General features: G+C 28.5%; 1 protein-coding gene. It reads right to left on the bottom strand.

Annotation, left to right across the window (positions count from 1 at the left end; translation table 11 throughout):
* Positions 1–283 (bottom strand): DUF4304 domain-containing protein (locus H2650_RS15760; RefSeq protein ID WP_188051784.1); only part of this gene is annotated, 283 nt, incomplete at its 3' end.
* Between the last annotated feature and the right edge of the window lie 8 nt (positions 284–291).

Raw genomic sequence — 291 nt, forward strand, 5'->3', positions numbered from 1 at the left:
TAGAATTCGGATATATTCTTTTTCTCTCAAACAAATCGTGAGCGGTCAATTTATTCAACGGAATCAATTTTCCCCAATGCGTTTTAAATTCCGTTTCTTTCCAATTAGCTAATTCAATTATGAATCCACCACTATTTCTATCAAATTGAAACGTCAACAAATTTGTCTTTCCGTTTTCAGTTTTTCTAAAATGCGGAAAACTACCTTTAAAATTTCTATTTCGTAATTCAGGAATAAAAATTTCATTAAGTGACTTAATCATTTTATCTTTTTCTAAACTCATTATTCCAT

It is taken from the genome of Flavobacterium sp. GP15 (genome assembly GCF_014281985.1).
GTDB lineage: Bacteria > Bacteroidota > Bacteroidia > Flavobacteriales > Flavobacteriaceae > Flavobacterium > Flavobacterium pygoscelis.